Annotated in this window: 19 protein-coding genes; 6 read left to right on the forward strand and 13 right to left on the reverse strand. The window is 53.8% G+C overall.

Features of this window, described 5'->3' with window-relative positions; translation table 11 throughout:
* Positions 1-8 precede the first annotated feature (8 nt).
* The 4 genes from sufB to H2Z33_RS21440 form a co-directional block, all read right to left on the reverse strand.
* On the reverse strand, positions 9-1,499 hold the full coding sequence (gene sufB / locus H2Z33_RS21425) for a Fe-S cluster assembly protein SufB (protein ID WP_003857739.1): 1,491 nt from the start codon (positions 1,497-1,499) through the stop codon (positions 9-11).
* Between the two features lie 8 nt (positions 1,500-1,507).
* Positions 1,508-1,876, reverse strand: coding sequence for a Fe-S cluster assembly scaffold SufA (sufA, locus tag H2Z33_RS21430; protein WP_003857741.1), 369 nt, complete (start codon positions 1,874-1,876; stop codon positions 1,508-1,510).
* Positions 1,877-2,197: 321 nt separating this feature from the next.
* Entirely contained in the window at positions 2,198-2,926 is a 729-nt protein-coding gene (locus tag H2Z33_RS21435) for a MerR family transcriptional regulator (protein WP_017384631.1), read from the reverse strand.
* A gap of 188 nt (positions 2,927-3,114) precedes the next feature.
* The gene (locus H2Z33_RS21440; RefSeq protein ID WP_032670065.1) at positions 3,115-4,335 is read right to left on the reverse strand and encodes a diguanylate phosphodiesterase; all 1,221 of its coding nucleotides are present in this window, start codon (positions 4,333-4,335) and stop codon (positions 3,115-3,117) included.
* 339 nt (positions 4,336-4,674) lie between these two features.
* Between H2Z33_RS21440 and ycgZ the strand changes: the two genes are divergently transcribed.
* The 4 genes from ycgZ (at position 4,675) to fdhF (ending at position 7,886) form a co-directional block, all read left to right on the forward strand.
* Positions 4,675-4,914 carry a regulatory protein YcgZ gene (ycgZ, locus tag H2Z33_RS21445; RefSeq protein ID WP_017384632.1) on the forward strand — a complete coding sequence of 80 codons (240 nt, stop codon included), beginning with the start codon at positions 4,675-4,677 and terminating at the stop codon, positions 4,912-4,914.
* Positions 4,915-4,918: 4 nt separating this feature from the next.
* Positions 4,919-5,239: a hypothetical protein gene (locus tag H2Z33_RS21450; RefSeq protein WP_198091810.1), complete on the forward strand. Its 321-nt coding sequence runs from the start codon at positions 4,919-4,921 to the stop codon at positions 5,237-5,239.
* A 29-nt stretch (positions 5,240-5,268) separates the two neighbouring features.
* Positions 5,269-5,547, forward strand: a complete 279-nt coding sequence (locus tag H2Z33_RS21455; protein WP_032653318.1) for a biofilm/acid-resistance regulator YmgB/AriR — start codon at positions 5,269-5,271, stop codon at positions 5,545-5,547.
* A 188-nt stretch (positions 5,548-5,735) separates the two neighbouring features.
* On the forward strand, positions 5,736-7,886 hold the full coding sequence (gene fdhF, locus H2Z33_RS21460) for a formate dehydrogenase subunit alpha (protein ID WP_063135074.1): 2,151 nt from the start codon (positions 5,736-5,738) through the stop codon (positions 7,884-7,886).
* A 52-nt stretch (positions 7,887-7,938) separates the two neighbouring features.
* On the opposite strand, the gene H2Z33_RS21465 is transcribed toward fdhF, so the two are convergent.
* The 6 genes from H2Z33_RS21465 to H2Z33_RS21490 are packed head-to-tail and all read right to left on the reverse strand — an operon-like array spanning position 7,939 to position 13,942.
* On the reverse strand, positions 7,939-8,592 hold the full coding sequence (locus tag H2Z33_RS21465; RefSeq protein ID WP_032670990.1) for a helix-turn-helix transcriptional regulator: 654 nt from the start codon (positions 8,590-8,592) through the stop codon (positions 7,939-7,941).
* Positions 8,593-8,633: 41 nt separating this feature from the next.
* Positions 8,634-9,146, reverse strand: a complete 513-nt coding sequence (locus tag H2Z33_RS21470; protein WP_062937681.1) for a fimbrial protein — start codon at positions 9,144-9,146, stop codon at positions 8,634-8,636.
* A gap of 11 nt (positions 9,147-9,157) precedes the next feature.
* Positions 9,158-10,105 carry a fimbrial protein gene (locus tag H2Z33_RS21475; RefSeq protein ID WP_023296361.1) on the reverse strand — a complete coding sequence of 316 codons (948 nt, stop codon included), beginning with the start codon at positions 10,103-10,105 and terminating at the stop codon, positions 9,158-9,160.
* A gap of 1 nt (position 10,106) precedes the next feature.
* Entirely contained in the window at positions 10,107-12,650 is a 2,544-nt protein-coding gene (locus tag H2Z33_RS21480; RefSeq protein ID WP_063135073.1) for a fimbria/pilus outer membrane usher protein, read from the reverse strand.
* Between the two features lie 27 nt (positions 12,651-12,677).
* Entirely contained in the window at positions 12,678-13,355 is a 678-nt protein-coding gene (locus tag H2Z33_RS21485) for a molecular chaperone (protein WP_063135072.1), read from the reverse strand.
* Positions 13,356-13,411: 56 nt separating this feature from the next.
* Positions 13,412-13,942 carry a fimbrial protein gene (locus tag H2Z33_RS21490; protein ID WP_047717796.1) on the reverse strand — a complete coding sequence of 177 codons (531 nt, stop codon included), beginning with the start codon at positions 13,940-13,942 and terminating at the stop codon, positions 13,412-13,414.
* Positions 13,943-14,295: 353 nt separating this feature from the next.
* On the opposite strand from H2Z33_RS21490, the gene H2Z33_RS21495 reads away from it, so the two are divergent.
* Positions 14,296-14,955 (forward strand): winged helix-turn-helix transcriptional regulator, encoded by a 660-nt coding sequence (locus H2Z33_RS21495; protein WP_032670986.1) that lies wholly within the window; start codon positions 14,296-14,298, stop codon positions 14,953-14,955.
* Positions 14,956-15,032: 77 nt separating this feature from the next.
* Complete coding sequence (locus tag H2Z33_RS21500) at positions 15,033-15,662, forward strand: helix-turn-helix domain-containing protein (RefSeq protein ID WP_063135071.1); 630 nt, start codon at positions 15,033-15,035, stop codon at positions 15,660-15,662.
* A 46-nt stretch (positions 15,663-15,708) separates the two neighbouring features.
* Here H2Z33_RS21500 and H2Z33_RS21505 read toward each other — a convergent pair whose 3' ends face one another.
* From H2Z33_RS21505 to H2Z33_RS21515, 3 genes are all read right to left on the reverse strand, one after another.
* The gene (locus H2Z33_RS21505) at positions 15,709-15,903 is read right to left on the reverse strand and encodes a YdiH family protein (RefSeq protein ID WP_003857766.1); all 195 of its coding nucleotides are present in this window, start codon (positions 15,901-15,903) and stop codon (positions 15,709-15,711) included.
* 85 nt (positions 15,904-15,988) lie between these two features.
* Positions 15,989-16,399 carry a 1,4-dihydroxy-2-naphthoyl-CoA hydrolase gene (menI, locus tag H2Z33_RS21510; RefSeq protein ID WP_047726921.1) on the reverse strand — a complete coding sequence of 137 codons (411 nt, stop codon included), beginning with the start codon at positions 16,397-16,399 and terminating at the stop codon, positions 15,989-15,991.
* Complete coding sequence (locus H2Z33_RS21515; RefSeq protein ID WP_032670067.1) at positions 16,396-19,452, reverse strand: FAD-binding and (Fe-S)-binding domain-containing protein; 3,057 nt, start codon at positions 19,450-19,452, stop codon at positions 16,396-16,398. The genes menI and H2Z33_RS21515 overlap by 4 nt, the downstream gene beginning before the upstream one ends.
* Between the last annotated feature and the right edge of the window lie 72 nt (positions 19,453-19,524).

Below are 19,524 nucleotides of genomic sequence, written 5' to 3' on the forward strand. Positions count from 1 at the left end.
TGCTTTCCTTAACCGACGCTGTGTTCAAGACTAATGGCGAGGAGTTTCTGGGCTTCAACGGCAAATTCCAGCGGCAGTTCAGAGAACACGTCCTTACAGAAGCCGTTAACGATCATTGAAATCGCATCTTCTTCACTGATCCCGCGTTGCAGGCAGTAGAAAAGCTGATCTTCACCAATACGTGACGTAGTTGCCTCATGCTCAAGCTGGGCGCTGTTATTGCGGCATTCGACATACGGGAAGGTATGCGCCCCGCAGTCCGCGCCAATCAGCATGGAGTCACACTGGGTGAAGTTACGCGCGTTGGTTGCCGTCGGCATGATTTTCACCAGCCCGCGATAGCTGTTCTGGCTGTGACCGGCAGAGATCCCTTTGGAGATGATGGTCGATTTGGTGTTTTTACCGATGTGGATCATCTTGGTGCCGGTATCGGCCTGCTGATGACCGCTGGTCAGCGCCACGGAGTAAAACTCACCGATGGAGTTGTCGCCGCGCAGAATACAGCTCGGGTATTTCCAGGTAATGGCGGAGCCGGTTTCTGACTGCGTCCAGGACATTTTGCTGTTTTCGCCTTCGCACAGCGCGCGTTTGGTGACGAAGTTCAGAATACCACCGGTGTTGCCGTCGCCCGGGAACCAGTTCTGTACCGTAGAGTACTTCACTTCCGCATCTTTATGGATGATCACCTCCACCACCGCCGCGTGCAGCTGGTAGCTGTCACGCACAGGAGCGGAGCACCCTTCGATATAGCTGACGTAGCTGCCTTCATCGGCCACCAGGATGGTGCGTTCAAACTGACCGGTTTTTTCCGCGTTGATGCGGAAATAGGTCGAGAGCTCCATCGGGCAGCGCACGCCTTTCGGCACGTAGATAAAGGTGCCGTCTGACGCCACCGCCGCATTCAGTGCCGCGAAGAAGTTATCGTTACTCGGCACCACGGTACCAATATACTTTTTCACCAGCTCGGGGTGATCGTGAATGGCTTCACCAAAGGAACAGAAAATGATCCCCTGCTCCGCCAGTTTTTCACGGTAGGTGGTTGCCACCGAGACGGAGTCAAAAATGGCGTCTACCGCCACCTCTTTGCCTTCGCGCACGGGCACGCCGAGCTGATTAAACGCTTCTTCAACTTCTTTGCTCAGGAAACTGTTCTCCGCGCCGGTTTGCTGAACCGCGCCGGGTTGCGAGGCACAGGTATCATCACAGCTGCCGCAGGAGGGCGCGGAGTAGTAGCTATAATCCTGATAGTTCAGCTTATCGTAATGCGCTTTCAGCCAGTGGGGTTCTTCCATCTCCAGCCACGCGCGGAATGCGCTCAGACGAAACTCCAGCATCCACTCCGGCTCGTTACGTTTCGCCGAAATGGCGCGCACGACCTCTTCGTTGATGCCTTTCGCCAGCTCATCGGTTTGCAGCTGCGTGAAGAAACCCTCTTTATAGTTGAGGTGTCCGCCGCTCCAGGTGTTTACATCACTCGTTGCTTCAGTATTACGAGACATAGTACCGCCTATACCCCAAAGCTTTCGCCGCAGCCGCATTCGTTCTGGGCTTTCGGGTTATGAAATTTGAATAACTGGTTTAAACCTTCCCGAACGTAGTCGACTTCGGTTCCATCGATAAACGGCATCGCCTGTAGCGCGACGTATAACTTTGCACCGTCAGTTTCAAAGACCAGATCGTCCTTTTCAGGTTCGGTTACGGTATCCAGCACGTAGCCAAATCCCGCGCAGCCAGTCTGCTTAACGCCTAAGCGTACGCCGAGGATGTCGGGATTTTTTGCCACCAGCTCATGAATATGCGCCGCCGCCGCGGGCGTCAGCGTTAAACCACGCCAGGCAAAATCGGCCGGATTGAAGGTTTCTGAATGCAGTTCCATAGGTCCACCTCATCTGATAAGCCACCAGGGCATAACACCATGTTAGTGATAACGATTATCACTTCAACCCCCTGCGAGCAGGGGCTTTGGGCTAAACCGCCCTTTTTGGCTACTTTCATTAAGCATAGACCCTGTGACGGGATGCGGATGGGATGGTTAGATTTGTTCAATGCATTGATAAATAATGCATTTCATAAGAAAGGCGGTAAGTTGGCGGGCAATGAGAAAAATTGTATTGGAAATACCTATTTTTGAGATAGCTATCTTCCAATAAGAAAGCTGACTCGAAAAGACAAAAAGGCCCTGACGGACCCCTTAACATCAGTGATGGAACGAAACGGCGAAACCCTGTTCACGCCAGTGGTCGAGCTGCTCCTGTTGACGAGGCGTAGGCGCTTTACCGGTCCAGACGAAGATTTTTTGCCCGGGGAAGAGTTCAGGACGTGGAGAGTCAATCGGCTCAGCCAGCACGTCGATATGCCAGCCTTTGTAGGCAAGACGGGCCGCTTCCAGCCACAAATGCGTACGGTCGTCGCACTCCCACCCAATCAGCAGCGCATCCTTACCTGCTTTTTTTCGCGACTCACCCAGGCTTGCAACGGCAAACTCAATCAGGACACCGTCCAGCAGGCTCGCCATGTGGCGCACCGTATTCTGGTCCTGGTTCATTCGCTGACGCACAGGGGTGATGATGTTATCTATCAGAACATCCATCGCATGGTCACGGCGGAATTCGCCGATTTTGGCACGCAGTTTTGCCGGGTTGGCATAGCGCAGAACGGTTAACATCTCTTCCTGAAACGATGCCCAGTTACCCTGAGTCATCACTTCTGTATTTTCAAGAAGCGCTTTTACTTTACCGACCGAAACACCCGTTTTCATCAGGCGCTTGATCTCTTCGATACGCAGGATATCTTCATCGTCAAACTGACGATGACCCCCTTCGCTTCGCTGCGGCTTCAACAATCCATAACGGCGCTGCCAGGCACGCAGCGTAACGGGGTTGATACCGCATCGTTCGGCCACTTCGCCGATACTGTAATAGGCCATTAACTCCCTCACGCACATTACTTCCATACCTAACCAAACCAACCTTATCAGATTGTACAAATCATTTGTATAACTAACTCCTCGTTCTGAGACAAGTGAATGGCTCAATGAACCACTCACTCGTTAATGTATTGTTGTATAAATTTCGCCGTACGTACAGGTTACTCTTAACAGTTACGTACAGGTTTTTATAAATCGTACTTTTTATCAGGCCAGGCAATCGCCGGAACGCCCCCCAGACGCGGGCTGGCGAAAAGGTGTCCCTGGAACTGAGAAACCCCGGCAGATTCCAGCCACATCCACTCTTCAGCCAGCTCTACGCCTACCGCACAGAACAGAATTTCCAGAGACGCACAGCATTTAATGATCGCCTGAATAATAGCCTGACGCGGGCCGCTCTTGTGTACGTTGGCAATCAAATCACGGCTGATCTTGATTCTGTCCGGCTGGAACTGGGCCAGCAGTTGCAGACCGGCGAATCCCGCGCCAAAGTGATCGATGGCCACGCTGATCCCGGCGCTTTTAAGCTGTCTGACTGCGCTGGTGAACTCTTCGAAGCGCGAGATCGCCTCGCTCTCGGTGAACTCGACCACAATTTGCTCCGGCACAAAACCGTTCGCCTCAATTGCCGTCAGTAAAAAATCGACGGCGCCAGGAACATTGACCAGCGTCATCGGCAGCAGATTGATGGACAACGTTTGAGTCTGTAGGCCCAGCGCGCTGGCCATCGACAAAGCCACCTGCTTACTCTTCAGATCCGATTCGTACAGTGCCTCACGCGACAGGTTGGCAAAATAGCTTTCCGGCGACTCTCCGGACGGCGTGCGGATCAGGGCTTCCCAGGAAACCACCTGCTGCATAAACGGATCGACAATAGGTTGAAACGCAAAACTACAGTCCGCGCCCTTTGCCACTACCGTCGGCTGGGTGGATAACGGCGTGTTTTCGGTGACAAATTCCCAGGCGTCAGCCGGAGGCAGCTCAAAGTAGTTGGCTTTTTCAGTAGACTCAACGAAGGTGCGGAAAAATTGCAGGGCGCGATCGTTATAGGTCAGCTGATAGCGGGTTGTGCCTTTATCAAGAACCTGTTGCAGCACTTCGTCGGTATCGTACTGACGAAGGTCAAAGAGCTCCATACCCACGTTGCCAAAACGTCTTGAAGGCCCGTGATCGCTTAATAACTCGACCACGTTGTGATGCCGTGGGTCACGGCAGATGAGCTCATAGATCTCCTTAACGTTATCAGCGGGCCCTTCAAGTAACTGAAAAAAGTGTGTGCCGTTAAACAGCAAAATCCCCGTAACATCGAACTGGCGATTTCTACAATTTGCAGCAGCGACCATGTCTTCCAGCGCTTTAACTGGAACGTCCTCGCAGATATGACTGCGGTAAATGATGGTTGTGAGCATGCTAATCCTGAAGATTGAGGGGGTGACCACGAAAACACGTGGGGAGAACTCTGTTATAGCACATTAATTGCCCAACAAATAATTTACATCTCAACGATTTACACGGCTTTTTTGCGTCATTTACGGGCTTGTACAACTCTGCAACGCCGCTTCGGATTGTACAATATATCTTGTGAATCCCGCAGTAAATCGTATAAGAATAAACACTTGATAAATAATGATTTTATAAAATATATAATAAAATCTTTAAAAAATTGTACATTTTAAATGTACAGATTTGAAAATTATGTATACCTTAAATGTAACGTTACTGATTACGAAAATTTACAGGAGCGAAACATGCAGCAGAACGGACACCTCGCAGACTCGGCAACAGCGATTGCGCAGTATTTCGAAAAAGCCGCGCTTCCAACCCAACAGGAAACATTGGGTCAGGTTGTTGTTGAAATTCTTAGCGACGGGCGAAATCTGAATCGCAAATCGCTCTGCACAAAACTGTTGAGTCGCCTTGAAAAGGCCAATGGCCCGGAAGAGGAACATCATTATCACATGCTTCTTGGCCTGCTCTTCGAACGTTAATGTCATGAACAGCAGTGATGCGGACAGACTGATCGACCAGCTTATTGGAGAAGCCGCTCTTTCACTTTTGAAGGAGCGCGGTCCCGTGACGACCGAGGGATTGGTTCAGCGTATGCGTAACATGCAAGCATATGAAACGGATCCCCAGCGGCGGGAGACATTAGCGCGAGTGATAGCTGAAATCAGCTCTGGTACGCTCGCTTTTAAAGGTCGCAGAACCGCACAAGGACGAATACAGAGAGAGGGATCTCTCAAAAATAACCGAGACAATGTAGTGCCGTTATTTGGAAATGGAAAACCGTCCGATCCTAAAAAGATACATTGACTACAACTTTACAGCTACGGTGAGAACAAATGAGACAAAATATTCAGCTTCAACCCGAATACCACTCGGCCTTTTTAGATAGCGCGTTGTCGGAGTATTTCCGTCACGCAGGCGATCGCTTTGCTGAAGAGTCTGCCATTTTTTCGACTGCGGTTCGTTGTGTTCTCGCTTCCGAAGGTCATTTGACCAACAAAGCGATCATTCTCTGGCTAATCCAGGCGCTGGAATCCACCGACGATGTCGTTAAGGCGGATGTGATCCGCAAGACGCTGGAAATTGTCGTCGGTTACACCATGGACGATCTTTAACGCCTCCCCCATCCCTACGGATAGCGTGTCATCGTCAATTCTGACGAACAGACTGACGATGACACACCCTCTCTCCTCTAACGCCCTGTTAATCAAGAACGCTGAATGTGGCATGGATCCTGCTTAGTCCGCTAAGGGACTGGGCTTTCCAGTAAACATTGCTTCATTTCTTAACAGGTCTGTTATTGATGAAAAAAATCGCCAGCGTCTGCCCCTACTGCGGTGCAGGCTGCAAACTAAACCTCGTCGTAAAAAATAACCGGATTATCCGTGCCGAAGCCGCTGATGGCGTAACCAATCAGGGCACGCTTTGCCTGAAAGGGTTCTACGGCTGGGACTTTCTTAACGACACACGGCTGCTTACCCCCCGTCTGACGCAGCCCATGATCCGCTACAGCAAAGGCGAGGCCTTTACCCCTGTTACCTGGGAAGAGGCCATTCGCTATACCGCTCACAGGCTTAAAAGCATCAAAGAACAGTATGGCCCTCGGTCCATTATGACCACGGGTTCCTCACGGGGAACGGGCAATGAGACCAACTATGTGATGCAAAAATTTGCCCGAGCGGTGCTGAATACTAACAACGTCGACTGCTGCGCCCGCGTCTGTCACGGTCCGTCCGTTGCCGGTTTACAGGAGACCCTCGGCAACGGCGCCATGAGCAATTCCATTAACGATATTGAAAACTCAAAATGCCTGCTGGTATTCGGCTATAACTGCGCCGACTCTCACCCCATCGTCGCCCGACGTGTGCTTAAAGCACGTGAAAATGGCGCTAAAATCATCGTCTGCGATCCGCGTCATATTGAAACGGCACGCATTGCCGATCTTCATCTTCAGCTAATAAATGGCAGTAACATGGCGCTGGTCAATGCCTTTGGCTATGTCCTGCTGGAAGAGGAACTGTACGACAAAAACTACGTTGCCCGCTTTACAGAAGGGCTTGAGGCGTACCGGCTGACGGTAAAAGATTACGCACCCGAGCAGGTTGAACATCTGACGGGGATCCGCGCGCGGGATGTTCGTCAGGCAATGCGCATGTTCGCAGCGGCGCCTTCAGCAACGGTGATGTGGGGGATGGGCGTCACGCAGTTTGGTCAGGCGGTCGATGTGGTGAAAGGTCTCTCCAGCCTGGCGCTGCTGACCGGCAACCTGGGCCGCCCTGCCGTCGGCGTGGGTCCGGTTCGCGGGCAAAATAACGTTCAGGGTGCCTGCGATATGGGCGTTCTGCCCAATATGTTCCCCGGCTACCAGGACGTCACTGACCCGGCGGTCAGACTGAAATTTGCCGATGCGTGGAAAATCAATGTCAACCGGATGGACGATCGCGTCGGGACGCGTATCACCGAAGTGCCACATCTCGCGCTGGAAGGAAAGATTAAAGCGTATTACATCATGGGGGAAGATCCGCTTCAGACAGAAGCCGATCTGGGACTGGTCCGCCGCGGCTTTGAGGCGCTCGATTTTGTGGTGGTTCAGGACATCTTTATGACCAAAACGGCAGAGGTGGCTGACGTGCTGCTCCCTGCCACCTCATGGGGAGAGCACGCCGGCGTGTTCACCTGTGCCGATCGCGGCTTCCAGCGTTTCGGCAAAGCCATTGAGGCCAGCGGCAACGTGAAGCGCGACTGGGAGATCATCAGCCTGCTGGCCACGGAGATGGGTTATCCCATGCATTACGAGGATAACCAGCAGATCTGGGACGAAATGCGCGAGCTGTGCCCCCTCTTCTACGGCGTGACCTACGAAAAAATGGGCGAGATGGGCCATGTGCAGTGGCCTTGCCCATCCCTCGATCATCCCGGCACCCCCTACCTGTACAAGGATAACCAGTTCGACACCCCTACTGGCAAAGGACAGCTATTTGCCGCCCCCTGGCGCGCCCCGGCGGAGACACCGGATGCGGATTACCCGCTGGTACTGTGCACGGTGCGCGAAGTGGGTCACTACTCCTGTCGCTCAATGACCGGGAACTGCGCGGCGCTGCAAAGCCTGGCCGACGAGCCGGGCCGGGTGCAAATGAACCCGGCCGATGCGGATGAACGGGGGATTGCCGAGGGCCAGCTGGTCTGGGTACGTTCACGCCGGGGTAAAGTGATCACGCGCGCCAGCATTAGCGAGCGCATCAATGCGGGAGCAATCTATATGACCTACCAGTGGTGGATTGGCGCCTGTAATGAGCTGACGCAGGATAATCTCGACCCGATCTCCAGAACGCCGGAAACGAAATATTGCGCCATGCAGCTGGAGGCGATCGAGGACCAGCGCTGGGCGGAGGATTTTGCGGCTTGCGCGTACCAGACCATGAAGACGCGTTTGATCGCTGCGGTTAACGTTTAAATGCATTGCCGGGTGGCGGCTTTCGCTGCCCGGCCCGCTATCCGCTGCTGTTTTACGTTATCTGTTGTGCATAATTATTTTCCAGGTAATCGCGAAGCAGGTTCGGACGGCTCTTTTTCTCCATCAGCCTTCTCAATAGTACGATCAGCTCGTAATCGCTTCGCAGATTAAATTTCTGCATCATCATATATTTATGGGTAAAGACCGTTTTTTCGCTCATCTTCAACGCGTTCGCGGTCTGCACCACCGACAGCCCCCGGTAAAAATTGACCATAATACGAATCTGTTGCCGGGATAAACCTTTATGCTGGCAGTCGAAACAGGTCTTTTTATTCAACGTGTAACCTGGTAATTGCGTCCTGAACCACGCGATAAACAGAACGCCGCTAATACGGTCAAGCGACGCCCGGCGCGGAAGAAAAATAATGTCCTGAAAGCAGGAAGGCAGCGCCGAAAAGCGCAGCTCATCGTCGACGAGACCTATCACAATTCCTTTTTGCCGGGCCAGTAACTCCGGAAAACAGGTCAGCGTTTCCCCCTGACATAATGAAAGAACAATAATATCGGCCTGGCTGACGTTTTCATTTGTCAGCGCCAGGTGAAATGTGATGGAGCGATGAAAGTTATGCTTAAAAAAATCTTCGAAAAAGCTCTGTAGCCCAGCCTGAAAAAACAGATCCGTTTCCTGAATCAGAATATTTAACATAGTTCACACCAACGTCTTTAAAAAAGGCTTATCAACGGCATTCAGTTGTACTGCATCGTCATCACCACAACCGCACTGATGCTCCCCGGCGTGGCGCCTCCCGGCATAGATTTTACCGAGGCCAGCATAGCCATTGTCGCGGTTCTGTCCGCGGCAATGGTCTGGTTCAAGCTGGTGCCTGTTCCTTTAAGCGCGCCGGTTTGGGCATCGCGCATGGCTATCGCCACGTGCGTGGCCGAACCGCTGTTCATAAAATAGTCCGCGCCCGCCTCGGGATCGGGGCTGCCGGTGAAAGCGACGGTCACACTCTGCGTTCCGGTTGGGCACTGGGTAAACAGGAGACTGAAAGGCACCGGATCCGATGTTGAGCCCGGCGTCGCCATATTGGTTGCCTGAATATTGCCCAGGTTGACATCAAGGCTGTTACTGCCGCCATTAAATATGCACGGCGACGCAACGATATTTCCCGTCACACCGATGTTGACGCTATCAGCGGAGCATACCTTCCCGCTGAGTAAGGCAAGTAAAAGCAGTGTCCTGCATCTTATTTTCATCTTCTTACCTGCTACTGGTAGGTCAAATTAAGGGTGGCGGAGGCATTCGCTGAACCTGACTCCACGCGGGTTAACGTCTGGTAATATCGGGCCGTTAATGGCAACGTCTCTTGCCCCCCGGCAGACTGCCGCAAGAATAGTCTGCTGTTCATCACCAGCGGTGCACCGTTATAGATAAGCTGCACCCCCACCCCTTTCGCAGTGCCGGCATTTCCCTGCCCGGTTAAGGCCATCACGCTGGTATTGGCGCTGTCCGGGTTCTGTATTCCACTGAGCGAGACCGTAATATTGGTTCCGGCGGCGCAGGTCAGGCCCAGGTTTTGCGTGTTCTGTGCTCCCGCTGGCGTGGTGCCCACCGTGGAGCCGAACGCCGAGGCGGGAATATCCCCTATCGGAAACGTCAGCTGGGCCGTATTCACCGTGCACGCCAGCGCATTGATGGTGCCGGAGGTGAGCTGCGTGGTCAGACCGTCACGGTAGAGGCCATCGCTTCCCTGAAGGGTCACGACACCGATCGTCCCGGGGGTTAATGCCCCCGATGAGACCGGCCCCGTCACCACCAGCTCAATCCTCCCGCCGTACCAGTCCACATAGGAGGTCTGCGCATTGTAGGAAAATGTATTGCTCGGGTTTTCAAAATAGCCGTTGGAAGAAAAGCGTATCCCTATCCCGCTGACGTTCGTGTTGTAAACATGGTTGCCGTAGCTGCTCAACGTGGCGCCGTTGTAGCGCAGGCTGAATCCCAGCATCAGCGGATTCGTACACCCGGTAAGATAGGAGCCTGTGGCTGACGCCGCGCCAGAAAATACCACCGTGCCGACAGGCGCATCGCGCTGCACGTTGATCGTCCCCACGGACAGGGTGGAAAGCTGCGGGGTGATGGTGGTGCAGGTACCGGCACGAGCCATATTTGCCGCCGCGAGCAAACAGAGCAGCAGCATCGCGTTAAGACATTTCATGTTAGCGTTCCTGACGGCAGGTGGCGCGCATATCAGCGATCCCACCGTACGTTGAGTGATTCGGCAGCGTGAAATCAGCGCGGCATTGCTGACTGGATTGACTTCCCCATGTAGCGACTAACGTTCCCTGCTCGCGCATCCCGGTTAAATAGACCTGACCGCGATCGCCGACAATAAAACTGCCGCTGTCATCACCCACAAGGGTGACCACCGCCCCAAACGGAACGGCGCGGTCGTTGTCGGTCAAGGTCATCAGCACCCGGTGTCCTGACTTCGTCAGATAATCGGCTCTCACCACCGCTCCCCGCGTCGGCGTCACCGTGCGGGTGTTGATCTCCAGCTCGACATCGTCCGGCATCGTTTCCGGGTCGAGGGTGAGATCGTTTTTCCGGTAGACAGAAAGGTTGCTCACGACCGTATATCCGCGAAAATCTGTCCGTACACCGGGCTGATTGCGGATATCCACGTCGTGGGCGCCAGGGGCTTTGATTAAGACGCTGGTCTCCCCCAGCGGCTGGGAAAGCGTGATGCCATCAGCATGGGCGAGAATGCCGCCTTGCAGCCCGTAATTCAGGCGTTCACTGTTTTTGTCATAACCATAACCTGCCGTGACTTCGCCATAGGTGCCTTTGTAGTCCGCGTTAACATTGCCGGTATAGCCCACACCCTCTGTTCCGTATCCCTGCTGTACGTTCCAGTTCAGGGCACGGTTCTCGAGCGCTACCCCGTTCAGGCCGACGTTATGCGTCGTCCCGTTATTCCCGCTGGCGTTCATGCCATAGTTAGCCCATGTCTGCGGCAAAAATTTATCCAGCGGAATGCTGACGTTGAACGCCAGAAGCTGGTCGTGGTTAGCGTTTTTTTGGCTGTCGCGGGTTTCTGACGCTGAGCGGACATTTTTGCTGTAGGTCCATGTCAGGCCATAGCTGATGTTGTGCCAGTAGTTGCTATAGCCGACGCTCCACGAAGCCATCGACTTACCGTCATTCCAGTAATCTTCCCGCGCCGCAGTGAGGGTAAGCGCGCCCAGGTTGTCCCCCAGCGTCTGGCTCATCGTCAGCTCGGCACGGTTACGTCGCCTGTCCTGAAGCGCGCTGCTGTCGCCGTACGAATCGAGGACGTCCTGCATGCCGTAATAGCCGCGGGTCGAGTAGCGATACCCGGCAATCGAAAAGTGGGTCCCGGTATTGATAAAATTCTTGCTGTATCGGGCCCGCCACGACTGACCGTTTGTTTTCGCGGCATGCTCCGGCGTTGACCAGCCCTGAGTGACGTCTGCGGATATCGCCCCGAGATCGCCCATATTCTTGCCCACCCCCAGAGCCGCCGACTGGTACTTATCTGCCCCCTGGACGCCGCCATAGAGCGTAATACCGTGAGGGAGGCCGTAAATTCCGGTCAATTGCCCGAAGGGGGTTTTCTCCACGCTACGGTTATACGAGCGATACTGCCCGGCGGTAAGGGCATATTTCAGGCGCCCCTCCCGTTGCAGGACCGGCAGCGAAGCGTACGGCAGGGTGAAATGTTGCTCCCTACCATCAGCTTCGACGATCGTGACATCAAGATCGCCCGCGCCGCCGGTGGGATACATATCCGCGATCTCAAACGCGCCCGGCGCCACATAGCTTTGGTAGATTTGATAGCCATTCTGACGCACCACGACCTGCGCGTTAGTTCGCGCAATACCGCGCACCACCGGCGCATAGCCTTTCAGGGAATCCGGCAGCATATCGTCGTCAGACGCCAGCTGGACGCCGCGAAACGGCATGCTGTCAAAGACATCGGCAGGCGCGGAACTGTCTCCGAGCGTAAGCTGGGCTTGCAGGGGATTAATCGCGCGCTGCATCCAGGTATAGACGTTGTCCCACTTATCCTGGCCGGACGCATCGCGGGACCAGGTGGTGTAGTTGCGTAACCGCCAGGGACCGACGTTGATCCCCGGCCGCAGGTTTGCATACTGGCTGTCGCTGCGGGTGCCTGCCCCGCTTCTTGCCCGGCTGTTTGCCCCGCTCAGGCTGTAGTTGAGCATGGCCGCGGTAATGCCTTCATCCCACATATCCGGCGGAACGTAACCTCTCGCTGGCAGGTCTATAGCCGCCTGTGGAATGCTAATCGCCAGACGCTGGGCGCCAAACTGGAAATCCGCGCTGGCCTGTGGGATCGCCCTGAGATCGGCGCATTCACCTTCCCCGGCGGCGAGCTGCGGGAAAAGCGCCGTTTTCACGCCCCACGCTTTTAACTGCCCGATTCTCAGGCACGGCTGCAACGTTTCACTGCCGTTAGCATCCTTCACTGCCATAAAACGAATATCCCGCGTTTCCAGCAGCCGATCGTCAAGAATAATATCAACGTGGTATGTCCCGGGCGCCTGCGAGCCGGATTCAAAGGCAGATAAATCCGCTTTCCCCATTCCGGGATTATCCAGCTCTACCAGTTCCGTATTAAACGTCTCACTGGCATACAGTGTGGGAGAGACACCAGCAAGCGCGAGGGCAATAAATATTGCCAGGCGCGCAGGCTGCATTGTATTCAATGCCGTTGTCATGACGAACACCTGATAAACGCGTAAGGATCACAAACTGGCCCGGTGTAATTCGCCAGGGCTGCCATAATCGTTAATGACTTTAAACGTCAGCGTATTGCCACTGGTTCCGTTCGGTAACGGAAAACGGGCTGAGCCTGAAGGCATCACGTACGTGACATCGTCAAGTTTCTTATCACCCAACGTAATTTCATTGAAATTGATAACGTACGGCGTAGGGTTATTAACCTGAAGGGAATTCCCCGCACGATGCCAGGTTAATTTATTGGCTTGCTCCTCGGGGGTAGACGCACGAAGAGTCTCTGGTCGATAAATTAATTTGATGCGCGTTTTGACGGCAATTTGTAGCGAGTTCATCTGCTTTGAGGCTGACGGAATAGCTTTAATGTTCAGCCAGAATAAACTCTCCTGCCTCTGTGGCAGCGAACCGGTCATGACAATACGCTCAAGGTTTTTTTGCCCGCCGTCCAGCCGATACAGTGGTGGCGTAATAATAAAAGGCGCTTTACCCGATTGTTCATCCTGAACATCTATCCACGACTGGATTAAATAAGGAACGTTATCAGGATTAGTAATACCTATTGACGCCTCTTTTTTAGCCCCATCGAAAATAATACGGGTGCCGCCAATAATTACTCCTGCACTGACGGATGTTAACGTCAGCGGTAACAGCGCCATAGCCAGGCCCATTGTCGTGATAAAACGCATTTTAATACCTCATAAAACAAGGGGCCGGGCGGGCCCCTGCTGATTACTGCAATGACTTAGTTGTATACCACAGAGAAGTTTGCGACCGAGTTAGCCGGGCCCGCGGTCACGGATGCCGCGGTGGCGATATACTGCGCGTAGAAGTTCAGCGTATTATCAGCCGTACTGCTGAGCGGGTAAATATAGCTGTTGCTGCCGTGCAGCGGCAGATCGGCTTTATCTGCCGTCATCAGGTTAATCGCCACCCCGGTGGCCGCCCCCGCCACGGACGTATCAATCGCCAGCAGGCTGGCGTTGGTTAGATCCGGCGTACCGTCAAAACGGACTTTTGCATTGGTGACCGTTACCGGGCAGTTTTTCAAAATAATATTGAATTGCGTCGCAGCCGTTCTCGCCCCGGTTGTCGGGAATTCCGTTTTATAATAATCGCCTAATACCACCACCTGATTCTGGGATGCCACATCAACGTCGCAGGCAGAATCCAGAATATTCCCGTTAAAATTAACGGTACCGGCCGCTGCGAATGCATTGGTCATGGTGAGTACAGAACCTGCCGCTAACATTGCCATCATCAATTTTTTATTCATAATTTTATATCCCGTATTACTCTAGTTATTACCGATATTCAGTTAAAGAAATAAAACCCCTCCGACGAGTCAAAATTTATACAACTCTTTTTGCGCATACAATCAATTTTGAGGTCTAGCTGTGGATCCTCTTTTAACAATTACAAAACATATACACGTGGAAATACCTTAAGAATAATAGCCGCAGTCTACTTTTAGACCTGAATAAAAAAGGTTTCATTTTCAATTAATTAACACTTAAAAACAGGTGAGTCTATAATTAGACTTGCCGCAAATATTCCCTGACCTGCTGGTTTTTAAGATAATTCCTTATGTCGATCAAAAAATGATCGCATCAGACAGTGAGGTCTCACATGAATACCCGGTTCGCGCCTGTGTCAGAAATTGATAAGTCAACAGTGCTCGGCGCTAAGCCTTTTAAGCACATTGAAAAAATAATCGATAATGTTTTGCCGCATGCGGAGAGAGGCATTATTGCCAGAGGAGAAATTATCCATTATTGCTCCGGCGATACCCGTCAATGCTTTTTACTGTTGCATGGCAGCGTGGCGTTACACCGTCGCGGGGACGGTATCGTCTTAAATTCTGAATCCGCGCCATTTATACTCGGCGTGAGCAGCCAGTTATCGTCTGAACACCTGTACGTCAGAGCGCTGGAAACTTCAGAGGTGGCCAGCGTTTCGCTGGCGTGTTTCAATCATGTTGTCGCACAACAGAATTTATGGGAGCACTTCTCAAATCTGCTGATCTACACCGCATCGCGCGTCTACGAACATTGCGCCCAGATATCGCAAATGTCGGCTTATGACATTATCCGCTTTCAACTGGTTGAGTTAATGCAGGAGCCGGAAGCCATAAGACAAAACATTACCGCCGCAGCCTATATCAAAAGCCGCACCTATCTTTCACGCAGCGGCATTATGCGGATCCTCGCGGAGTTGCGGACGGGGAAATACATCACCATGGAGCGTGGCGTACTAGTAGAGATCCATCACTTACCCCGTAAGTACTGAGGCTGTATTTATCTCTGGAGAAGGTGGAAAAGAAGAGCGACACTATAGAGAGTACAGTCTCTTTCCAGGTTAACGCTATGTCTTCTGACAAACCATCGCATCGCGGCTCTCCCTATGCTCAGGAACTGATTTCTCATTTACAGCCGCACTGCGCCACGCATAAAACCGATCCCGGCGAGCAACTTGATCTCCAGGTTGACGGGCAGAGCATGTGTTATTTAATTCTTGATGGCACGGTCGCCATATACAGAAGAAGCGACGACATGATGCTTTCAACGGCGCGCAGTCCCGCCCTGTTTGGCCTCGCTAACCTGACGGACATTTATTTTAATGACTACCTCCGAACGGTAACGCCTTGCCTGATTGGTGTGCTCACGACCGATCGGGTGGCTGAAATTATCAAAGAGAAGGCGCTGTGGGGGCTGCTTTCTAATCATCTGATGTTTGTCTATAACCGCCTCTATCACAACGTCATGCCGAAAGGCGCGCCAACCGCGTACGAGATGATTCGCCAGCAGCTCGTGCTGCTGATGCAGGAAGATGACAGCTACCGACGCGGCGTGACGGCAGAAAGGTATATCAGGGATAAAACCCATCTTTCCCGCAGTGGCGTAATGCGGATCCTGGCTGATCTGAAAACGGGTGGGTTCATCGAAATGGAAGAAGGCCGGCTGATTAAAATTAACAAACTGCCTGCCAGATACTGAATGTCAGACACAAAAAAGGCCGCGCTTGCGGCCTTTTCTTCACTGCTTAATGGACGTGAACGCCCAACCGCCAGGCAAAGTAGATCTCTTCTTTCAGTTCGTTTGAAGAGAGCGCCAGCAAATCCGTAAATTCCAGCTCAAGCTGTTTCAGCTTTTTCAGGTACTGCGCGGGAGACAGATTGCTTTTATCGCGACGTAAATATTCAATTGCCAGCTGTGTTGGGGTTATTTCAGTATCCATGATGTCCTCGCTTATGTTCAAAACGTGACCAGTATATCACAATCAGGCGGCTAATTTTTGACCAAAAGCAAGACATCTGGAAACTTTACACAACGGCCGTCGTCAGCCTGGATGAACAACACAGGCGATCCTGCTCGTCCAGAATATCAATCTGCCACACCTGATGACGGCTTCCGGCATGCAGCGCCCGGCAGACGCCGCGCACGCGCCCGCTGCGAACGGAGCGGATGTGGTTGGCATTGACCTCCAGACCCACCACCTTCTGCTCTCCTTCCGTACACAGGTAGCCCGCCACCGACCCCAGCGTTTCGGCCAGCACGACGGACGCGCCGCCGTGTAACAGGCCAAACGGTTGATGAGTGCGGCTGTCTACCGGCATCGTCGCTTCCAGTTCGTTGTCGCCAATGCGCGTGAACTGGATGTCCAGCAAACCAACCATGTTCTCCGCGCCCATGGCATTTAAGGCCTCAAGGGTGAACGCACGTTTCCAGATCATCCGATAATCTCCAGTAAAGCCTGCAATGGATGGCGGACGCCGTTACCTTCCACCCGTTTCACCTGGCTGCGGCAGGAGTAGCCCGTCGCCAGACAGCGGTTGCGTGGCAGGCGCTGCATCGCCTGATGCCACGACAGCTCGTAAATGCCGAGCGAATTAGCGTGGTTTTTGACTTCATGGCCGTAGGTTCCGGCCATACCGCAGCAGCCCACGTTAACGCTTTCCAGCTTCGCGCCAAACCGGGCAAAGATAGAAGCCCACTGGGCAGGCGCCGTCGGCAGCGCCGTCACTTCGGTGCAGTGCCCAAACAGATACCAGGCTTCTCCACTCACCTCCTGAGTGGGCGTTTGCGTCAGCACCGCAGGCAGCCACTCGTGCACCAGTAAGACCTGAAAATCACCGCGCTTATCGCCGAGCGTCTGCTTATATTCATCCCGGTAACAGAGCACCAGCGCCGGATCGACGCCCACCATCGGCATACCGAGCTGCGCCACGCGATTCAGAAAATCTGAAGTTTTCTGCGCGGTTTTCGCAAAGCGGGTGAGGAAACCTTTTATGTGCTGCGCCTTGCCGTTCGGCGAGAACGGCAGCACCACCGGCTGGTAGCCGATTTTTTCGGCCAGTCGGACAAAATCGGCCACCACCTGGGCATCGTAATAGCTGGTAAACGGATCCTGCACCACCAGCACCACCTTCGCTTTCTGCTCAGGGCTTAATGCTTCCAGTTGTTCCAGGGTCATGTTCGCCGAGCGGTGCCCCACCAGCCGACGCTGGAGCGATGGCACCGACAGCAGCGGCAGATCCACCATGCCGATATGTTTTTCTGACAGTTTGCGCACCAGCGGCTGGTTGATAAAGAAGTTAAAGGTTTTTGGCGCACGGGCCATCAGCGGCGCGTAACTCTCCACCGTCGCCACCAGATGATCGCGCATCGGGCGCAGATAACGCGTGTGGTACAGCTGGAGGAAGCGGGAACGGAATTCCGGTACGTCAATTTTAATCGGGCACTGGGTTGAACACGCCTTGCACGCCAGGCAGCCGGACATCGCCTCTTTCACCTCATGCGAGAAATCGTATTCGCCTTTGTTCGCATGCCAGCTGTTGCGGGTGCGTTCGATAAGCCCGCGCAGGCTGGCGCGTTTTTCCGGCAGCTCCTGTTCCAGCTTGAGCGGGTCAACGCCGCGGTCGGCCAGCAGGCGCAGCCATTCGCGCACCAGCGTGGCACGCCCTTTCGGGGAATGAATGCGGTTGCTGGTGATTTTCATCGACGGACACATCGGGCTTTTCACATCGAAGTTGAAGCACAGCCCGTTGCCGTTGCACTCCATCGCGCCGCGCCAGGAAGCGCGTACCGCAATCGGAATTTGTCGGTCATAGGTGCCGCGCTTGACGGCGTCCACCTGCAACATCGGCGCATCAACGCCCTCCGGCGGGCAGATTTTTCCCGGGTTGAGGCGGTTATCGGGATCAAAAGCGGCTTTCACCTTACGCAGCTCGGCGTAAAGTTGTTCGCCAAAAAACGCCGGGCTGTACTCGGCGCGGAATCCTTTGCCGTGCTCGCCCCATAACAAGCCGCCGTATTTGGCCGTGAGGGCCACGACCTCGTCGGAGATCTCCTTCATCAGGATCTCCTGCTGCGGGTCGCACATGTCCAGCGCCGGGCGCACGTGCAGCACACCCGCGTCCACGTGCCCGAACATGCCATAGCTCAGACCATGGCTGTCGAGCAGCGCGCGAAACTCCACAATATAATCAGCAAGGTGTTCCGGCGGCACGCAGGTATCTTCCGCAAACGGAATCGGCTTCGCCGCCCCTTTCGCGTTGCCGAGCAGCCCCACCGCTTTTTTACGCATCGCGTAGATTCGCTCGATGCCGGAGAGATCGTTACACAGCTGCCAGCCAATGACGCCGCCTTCCCCCTGGGCAATCAGCTCGTCCAGACGCTGGCAGAGCGTGCTTACCTGGCTCTCAATCAGCTCTGCGTCATCCCCGGCGAACTCGACGATGTTCAGGCCGAGCATCTCTTTATCCGGCACGTCAGTAATCAGTTCGCTCACCGAATGCCAGACGATATCTTCCCGGGCCAGGTTCAGAACTTTTGAATCGACGGTTTCCACCGACAGCGCCCGCGCCTCCACCATAAACGGTGCATTACGCAGCGCAGAGTCAAAGGAGTTGTATTTGACATTCACCAGACGGCGCACCTTTGGCAACCGGGTGATATCCAGACGCGCTTCGGTGATGAAGGCCAGCGTCCCTTCTGACCCGGTCAGTACGCGGGTAAGATCGAACTGGCTCAGATCGTCATTAAAGACATGGCGCAGATCGTAGCCCGTCAGGAAGCGGTTAAGCTTCGGGAATTTGTTGAGGATCAGTTCGCGATTTTCGCGACAGCGCTCCAGCACGGTACGATAAATCCGTCCGCTGGTGGTGCTCTCTTTTGCCAGAGTTTCGGCCAGCTCGATCGGCATCGGTTGGGTATCAAGGATATCGCCCCCCAGCAGCACCGCCCGCACACCCATAACGTGATCGGAGGTTTTGCCGTAGACCAGCGAGCCCTGCCCCGAGGCATCGGTGTTGATCATCCCGCCAATGGTCGCGCGGTTACTGGTGGAAAGCTCTGGCGCAAAAAAATAGCCGTAAGGTTTCAAAAACTGATTCAGCTGATCTTTGATCACTCCCGCTTCCACTCGCACCCACCCCTCTTCCGGGTTGATCTCAATGATGCGGTTCATATAGCGGGACATATCAATGATGATGCCCTGGTTCAGCGCCTGCCCGTTGGTACCCGTCCCGCCGCCGCGTGGGGTAAAGACCAGGGTGCTGAAACGCTCCTGCGACGCCAGACGGGCGATGAGCGCCACATCGGCGGTAGAGCGCGGGAAAACGACGGCATCGGGAAGAAGCTGGTAAATACTATTATCGGTCGCCATCGTCAGCCTGTCGGCATAATCGGTGGCGGTGTCACCTGTAAAACCCTGTTGCTCCAGTGCCTGCAAAAAATTAAGCACCAGCTGAACGACGCCCGGTGCCTGAGAAATCTGTGGGATCATTGCTGTCGACCCTAATGAGAATAGTGTGAAATCGTTTGCGTTGTGTCTGGAAAGTTTTATCACATTTTTTTC

This window comes from Enterobacter sp. YSU, assembly GCF_016082135.1.
Classification (GTDB): Bacteria; Pseudomonadota; Gammaproteobacteria; order Enterobacterales; family Enterobacteriaceae; genus Enterobacter; species Enterobacter hormaechei_C.

Bases quoted from the DNA above. Each gene is read 5' to 3' on its own strand.
- fdhF (WP_063135074.1), top strand. From the start codon at position 5,736: ATGAAAAAAATCGCCAGCGTCTGCCCCTACTGCGGTGCAGGCTGCAAA.
- ycgZ (WP_017384632.1), top strand. From the start codon at position 4,675: ATGCAGCAGAACGGACACCTCGCAGACTCGGCAACAGCGATTGCGCAG.
- H2Z33_RS21505 (WP_003857766.1), bottom strand. From the start codon at position 15,903: ATGGATACTGAAATAACCCCAACACAGCTGGCAATTGAATATTTACGT.
- H2Z33_RS21455 (WP_032653318.1), top strand. From the start codon at position 5,269: ATGAGACAAAATATTCAGCTTCAACCCGAATACCACTCGGCCTTTTTA.
- H2Z33_RS21450 (WP_198091810.1), top strand. From the start codon at position 4,919: ATGAACAGCAGTGATGCGGACAGACTGATCGACCAGCTTATTGGAGAA.
- H2Z33_RS21485 (WP_063135072.1), bottom strand. From the start codon at position 13,355: ATGCGTTTTATCACGACAATGGGCCTGGCTATGGCGCTGTTACCGCTG.
- H2Z33_RS21515 (WP_032670067.1), bottom strand. From the start codon at position 19,452: ATGATCCCACAGATTTCTCAGGCACCGGGCGTCGTTCAGCTGGTGCTT.
- sufB (WP_003857739.1), bottom strand. From the start codon at position 1,499: ATGTCTCGTAATACTGAAGCAACGAGTGATGTAAACACCTGGAGCGGC.
- H2Z33_RS21440 (WP_032670065.1), bottom strand. From the start codon at position 4,335: ATGCTCACAACCATCATTTACCGCAGTCATATCTGCGAGGACGTTCCA.
- H2Z33_RS21465 (WP_032670990.1), bottom strand. From the start codon at position 8,592: ATGTTAAATATTCTGATTCAGGAAACGGATCTGTTTTTTCAGGCTGGG.
- H2Z33_RS21480 (WP_063135073.1), bottom strand. From the start codon at position 12,650: ATGACAACGGCATTGAATACAATGCAGCCTGCGCGCCTGGCAATATTT.
- H2Z33_RS21490 (WP_047717796.1), bottom strand. From the start codon at position 13,942: ATGAATAAAAAATTGATGATGGCAATGTTAGCGGCAGGTTCTGTACTC.
- H2Z33_RS21500 (WP_063135071.1), top strand. From the start codon at position 15,033: ATGTCTTCTGACAAACCATCGCATCGCGGCTCTCCCTATGCTCAGGAA.
- H2Z33_RS21470 (WP_062937681.1), bottom strand. From the start codon at position 9,146: ATGAAAATAAGATGCAGGACACTGCTTTTACTTGCCTTACTCAGCGGG.
- menI (WP_047726921.1), bottom strand. From the start codon at position 16,399: ATGATCTGGAAACGTGCGTTCACCCTTGAGGCCTTAAATGCCATGGGC.
- H2Z33_RS21475 (WP_023296361.1), bottom strand. From the start codon at position 10,105: ATGAAATGTCTTAACGCGATGCTGCTGCTCTGTTTGCTCGCGGCGGCA.
- H2Z33_RS21435 (WP_017384631.1), bottom strand. From the start codon at position 2,926: ATGGCCTATTACAGTATCGGCGAAGTGGCCGAACGATGCGGTATCAAC.
- H2Z33_RS21495 (WP_032670986.1), top strand. From the start codon at position 14,296: ATGAATACCCGGTTCGCGCCTGTGTCAGAAATTGATAAGTCAACAGTG.
- sufA (WP_003857741.1), bottom strand. From the start codon at position 1,876: ATGGAACTGCATTCAGAAACCTTCAATCCGGCCGATTTTGCCTGGCGT.